The organism is Endozoicomonas sp. ISHI1 (assembly GCF_024606225.1).
Classification (GTDB): Bacteria; Pseudomonadota; Gammaproteobacteria; order Pseudomonadales; family Endozoicomonadaceae; genus Endozoicomonas_A.
This window is the reverse complement of the sequence record NZ_JAGRPU010000089.1, coordinates 1-6299: the sequence shown is the minus strand read 5'-3', so window position 1 is coordinate 6299 and position 6299 is coordinate 1. Positions and strand designations below refer to the sequence as shown.

At 48.6% G+C, this 6299-nt stretch carries 1 protein-coding gene; it reads right to left on the bottom strand.

Translation table 11 applies throughout. The features are described 5' to 3' along the window. On the bottom strand, nt 1–4999 hold a 4999-nt coding region (locus KBW69_RS23010; protein ID WP_257282450.1), incomplete at its 3' end, for a hypothetical protein. Nucleotides 5000–6299 lie beyond the last annotated feature (1300 nt).

The window sequence follows — 6299 nt, the reverse complement described above, 5'->3', positions numbered from 1 at the left end:
GGTCACTGGGAGTGATGAGCTGGATTTCCGCGTTGTGATGAGTATCGAACCAGAGCTTCACCCGGTCTAACTTAGCCCAGTTTGCTTCGGCCAGTCCCAGCTTGTCAGGGAAGCAGGAATAGGGTGTTTCGCGATACGCTTCGGCCTCTCGTTGACAGCGCTTACGGTGTCGCAACCAGTGCGGGTTTTGTTTAGCCGGCGGGCGGTGGCGCCTGGGTATTGAATCACGGGAACCGGTCATCGACCACCGGTAGGGTATTTTGAGCCACTGCGCCGGTGCATTGGCCATGCAGTTGGCAAGGAATGAGGCATCGCACCTTTGCAGCTCCAGCGGCAGAAACCGGCTGGCAGCGGGTTGAACGGCGATTATTCCGCGCAGCGTTGGCGCCCTTAACACCTTTTTGTTCAGGTCGCTGGTGTCGTATAACTGGTGAATTACTTTGAGATCCGGCGCCCTCCACTCAAACCGTGCGCTGGCATCCTGGACTATCACTCTGTACGGGGTGTCCGGTGTCGGGACAGGAAACTGGAAACGGGTCTCACCCAGCGTCACGGTCCAGGTTTGTTCGGTCTGGTTCAGCTGGGATGAACAACGCTGAACCCAGCTGCCGCCCCCGGCAATGCAGTTATAGGACCGCTGCCCATTGTAGTTCAGCACCCAGGTAGAGGCCGTCTTCCCCCGGGGGTGAACGCGGATGAAGTGGTCACCGTCAGATATCAGGAGATGGGTGTTGTTGGCCCCTTCACGGCTATACAGGTCGTAAGTCAGCAGCTGGGAGAATTTGCCGATCTTGTGCAAGACGAAGATGTAATCTTTTTCATCGAGATCCACGCGAGTGGTTGAGGCAATGTACTTCAAGCCGCTCGTACGGGTGAAAATCTGGCCAAGGTATTGATGGTTGTAGGAGACGTCGCACTCACTGTCTGAAAACCTGTCACACTCGATGAACTTGGTCTTTCTCACCTTTTTCTGGTACAAGGTTTTTATTTTACCACCACTGACGGCATTCAGGAGTCGTGCACCGGGAGAATGGCTTTCTGGCTTACTCGCCTTGGAGGACTGGCTAAATGGACTGTAGAAGAGTTTGACTGTCGACTCGGGTGTGGCAGGCATCAAAATCATCTTTTTGTCGATCATCTGCTCCGGGAGGTGAAACTTCCCATCTGAGCATTGGTACCTGGTTAAGCGCGACTCCGTCCGGCACAGTGTCCTCAGGGCATTTTTGATCAGGTTAAAAGGCTTCTGGTAGTAGTGGATCTGGTTGATATCGCTGGCGCATTTCTCGATGGGACCGTTAGGTACATATTTCTTATCCTTGCAATAGTCCCAGTCGCCTTTTTTTCCGGCGATCAGGAAGGGCTGGAATGAATAGCCGCCTCCGAAGGTCAGGGTTTTGTTCACCAGGTCGATGGACTTGATGTTCAGGGTCAGGAGGTTGCCGTCCTCACTCATCAAAGCATTGAGGGTCTGGTTGTTGTTGGCCAGGAATTTTCCGGGATCCAGTTGGTCGTGAATCGGGTCAAAGAAGCGGGCCGCCTCACCCGAGGCGTCCTGTAACTTTTTATAGGCCAGCTTTTCTACCTTCTTTTTGTAATATTGCTCAAAAACGCCCCTGACGAAGTGCATCAGACCGCTAATAAAGTACCCGATTGGCCCGAGCACCATTGAAAGGCCGGAGATAGCGGTATCCACCGACTCAAAGATCACCCTGGATTCCAGGAGTTTTTTGACGTCCGGGTCCTCTTCGTTCTCATATTCAATCACGGTCAGGGTGAGACTGCCTGCCTGAACGCCGAAACTCACAGCAGACAGGGCAAGACCTGCTTTGCCTGCTTTACCTAGCCCTTTGGCTAATTTTACCCCCTTGGGCAACTTGCCCGATCTGATTTTCGAGGGCAGCTTTGGCGCGGTTTGACGGGAAGAAAATGGCTGCCTGGAGGTTGGCGTGTCCATCATGATCACCTGACGCCCGAGATCGGCCAGGTCAAGCCCTTGTAATGCCAGCGCCGAATAATAAAGCGTCTTACGGCCGATATGAATCTGCCGTTCGGTGTCCGTCATATTCCGGGGCGGGGGTTTTTTGTGATGATGTCCAACGGGGGCAATCCCGGCGATCAGGTCGTAAAGGTCCAGGAAAGAGCTGGCAATGCCCATACCGTCGACGGGTGCTTTTTTCCCCTTTACCGTTGATGACAACCCCGGACGACCCGTGCCTTTGAGAAAGCCCTGGAAGCGGTCAAAGGCGCCGGAGGTAAACCGGATGTTCTTTCGGGTCAGGGTATCGGGCTCCATAAAGTCCATGCGCCAACCCTGCCTGTTCCGACGGAGGGTATCCAGCAGGGGGATCATGTTATCGGAGAGTGAGTGCCGGGTTTTAATGCCCTCCAGGGCGGTGTCAAATTCCAGCAGCCGCTGCCTGAATTCGTTTCGTTCCCTGGCGACAGCGGACAGACTGTCCACCGCCGTATCGGTTTGAGTCACTGTTTGAGGCTGCACGGACACCGAAGAGGGGCTGGACGGCAAATTCCGGAGGGCTTTTGAATCCGCTGGCGGTGACATCAGCACCCGGGTTTCATCGGTAAACAGCCGGTATTCCGGTTGTCCGCTGGCCGGGGAGCGCAGTACCAGAGTCTCTACCGCCGGGCGGTCCTTCGGCATCAGGCGCTCGGTATCCGTCACCAGTCGTTTGAACACCTTGTCGCTGTGGCTCTGGGGCTCGATCACCAGCTCGCCCACCAGGGGCTTGCCGTTGGCGGAGGAGCGGGTGATGAAGGTTTTCAGGGCGTTGAGAGCCTTGATGCCGCGGGGCTGTTCACTACCGGGAAGATCGCTGACGGTCAGGCTGCTGATGTAGCTGTCAGCGGTGAAATCTGTGACCAGTGTCGTCAATGCCGGAGCGATCAGTCTGGCTGTCCGACCGAGGACAGTGATGCGGTTGCCGTCTCCCCCGGCGATGGCGGACTGCACCCGGCCCCCGGGCGTGAGCAGCACATAACCGGCAGAGGGGGTGGCTTTCAGCAACAGGGGCTGGCCACTGAGAGTCTTGGCTTTTATTTGCTGTTGGGCACGGGTAAACGAGGCGTTGTCCAGGGCAATGACGTAGTGCTGGCCCCGGGTGTCTGCCAGGTCTGCCTTGCCTTCCCGGCGACGGAAGCGGGTGAAAAACGTCTGCAGCCATCGTTCCGAATCGTCGGAGGTATCCAGCAGGGCGATATCAGTGGTGCGGTCCCGGAGATAGAGTTGGGTGTTGGCGTCAGACAGTAACCGGATGGCATTGGCCAGTTCTTTGCGTCTGGCATTACAGCTGTTGGCATCGGCTGATCTTCGGCGCCTGTTGCAATAACCCGGTGGCTGGGCTGTGAGAAGATCGACGTTGTCGAAATCATTTTTGAATTCTGCGTTAAGCTCGGCAGCACCCTCTGCCGTTGTGGGATCGACATTGTAAATATAGTATGACCTTGCCTCTATTCGTCTTTTGAGGTTTTCGAAGGCCCTGGCCTTTGCTTCTTCAGTCTGGAAGTTGTGCATTTCCCGCTCAAGCTGGTTGGCCAGGTTGAACGCAGTGAAACGACTGGCATAGCGAGCAAGCCAATCAGTGTACGAGGAAGATTCCAGCGCCAGGCGGAGTGTGTCTTTCAAGCGATTAGTTTCTCTTTCATCCGGATGGACGAAAGCAACATTTTCAGTCGCCGGTTGCTCCACTAATCCGTAAAAGATCGCGGCTTGGAAGTCGTTGCTTAATGTGAATTTTTGAGCATCTTTTCTCTGATCGGGATGGGCAAGCCGATAGTCAACTATGTTATCGAGCAGTCTACCTTCCTGTGCGGCAAAGGTAGACCTGTCAGTTATGCCTCCGAACAAATCATCTTCAATGATACGCTGTCTTTCGACAAGGTTTTCGAGAACAGCCTTTTGGATTTCGGAACTGACCGAGCCCTGCGGATCCTCAACGATTATGGATTCGAACAACTGATCTGTGAATGTGGATTCGCGAATATCAATTTTGGGTCTGGCATAAAACTCATTTTCAGGGTCAAGGGAATCCAACCCGAACTTGGCTGTGTATGCAACGGTGTTGTCGTTATTCAGGGTAAAAACGATACGGTTTAATTCAGGATTGAGCGTATCTCCCGAGGTTGACGGTCTGGCAGGATCACCACCGGTAGTTTGCCGAGGAACGCCTGCTGATAAGTACCCTCGAACTGCAACAGCTGAATTTGCACGGATACCTTTTTTGGCCAACTCCCTCAGAACTTCAGGTACAATATAATCTTTCTGGCTAGCATCCAATACACCCGCATAATCCGGGATGTTTTGTGCGGAGTTATCAAAAGAGAACGCTATGCTTTGCAAGTTGGTATCCTTGGGTATCGTCAGGCTTAAAACTGATGATAGCTTTCTCACTAAGGATCGGGAGTAGACAGGATAAATGTCATTCGACTTGATATCAGAGAAATCAATACTCCCGGTAATGAAGACTTTAGTGTCTTCGCCGATATTTCTGAATGGTTTTCCTGAAATTACTTCAAGTCTTAGAGTTTCCTTTGTATGATCATTAAAAACGTTATACAAAACGTTTGTATCATCATTAACAATGTTATACAAAACGCTTCTGCCATCTTGAGTGCGGTACTTGTTATAATGTTCATAACACTTTCTCAAAGACTCTACCATATTGTCCCGAATCTTAGGAACATTAATTATTATTAAATTTTCATATGGTCGCTGAGGCACTATTTCTGGCAGGTCATAATTAATGGCATAAGAGTTTATATCATAGAAGGGACTGTTCACTGATAAGTCATAAGTATTGATAATTGTAGGTCTTCTTTTGATATTCATTCTTCTTAATCTATCAAAAGCATCATAACCTAGTTTTGCGAAAATCTGGTGGTCAAAATTACCGTTATTGTATGAAAGCTCGGATAACATCGTTGCAGCTTTACTGATGCTTACGTCGGAGACAGTAACATCATGATCTTTATAGAATTTAGTCATAGCCGACTTTATTCTCGGTATGCGTTCTTCTTTTCTTGTTTTATCTTTTTTTAAAGCTTCTAAAGTATTGTAAAAAAATAAGGATTCTTTAATAATTAGTCCTATAAATGGGTTGTTTTTGCGAGATTCGAATATTGTTGGCTGGATTGAATCATCAAGATATCCGGGTAAACTCTTTTCTTTAAAAACGGATTCTCTACCGAAAAATACTTTATAACGTGTAGAATCCGTTAGATCACGTTGCTTCAAACCATCAAATAGATTTGTGATACTGTTTGTTTCTACGATATTTTTAACTAAGTTGTATTCTTCTTGTGACAGGTTTATATCGTATCCCTTAAAGTAAGGGCCAGGGTCAGGAATAATTCCATCTGCAAACATTTTTTCCAAACAAGTACGTATGATGGCTCTTTCTAACTGCTCTCTATCACTCCAACTCAATCCCTCTCCCAATATAGATATGAACGAACTGCTCCCTCTTGGAATGATCTCTACTTTTGGTCTTGGCAGTATTCCTTTATCAATATATACCCCTCCAAGATTAAATTCATGAAAAAGCCCTATAAGTCTTTCGGTTGTCAAGGTTTTTTTAAGGCTTAAAGTGTGCCTGATATATTCACTATTACCTTTTTCAAAATTACTCAGATGTCTTCTAATAACGACATTTTCAATAGATGTTTTGATTTGATTTAAGATATGGTTGGTTTTAGTCCATTGGGTGATAAACGACCTCTTTACACTGTCTGAAAAGTCGCCATTCATTATATCCATTGTTCCTATGGCAGTGTTTCTACTCATAAAAGCATCGATTTTTTGCCAAATGCTAAGTCTCAATTGCGCAATATTAGCGGGATAATCTGTTTCAATAGTTTGTTTTATTCTCTCAGAAAACAGCAGCGAATATAAAATTCTTTGGTATATTAAATCGCTGGGAGCCGATACATAGATTTTATGGTGTGGGTTCACTTTGGTCCATATTTTCAGGTAAGTAAGCTCCCAATCTTTAATAGGACCGACAACAACATAATGAATATTCTTGGGTATTTTTAAGTCTGGCATGATAACACCTGATAGATTGACCTACATGGTTTCCCGGGGGATTGCGATACGTGCCTTTCACAGGCGTGATCAGAGGGCTTTAACTGCGTAAAAATCCTAACCCACAGTCTAGTATGTAGTATGGAGTTCCGTCAGATTCCTTATGGAATCAGCCCTGACCCATCGTCGTCAAAGGTTGTGGATTCGTCAGGTTCTGTATCACTCTCTGGGTTGCCGATGGCATAAACGACGGACTCTCACC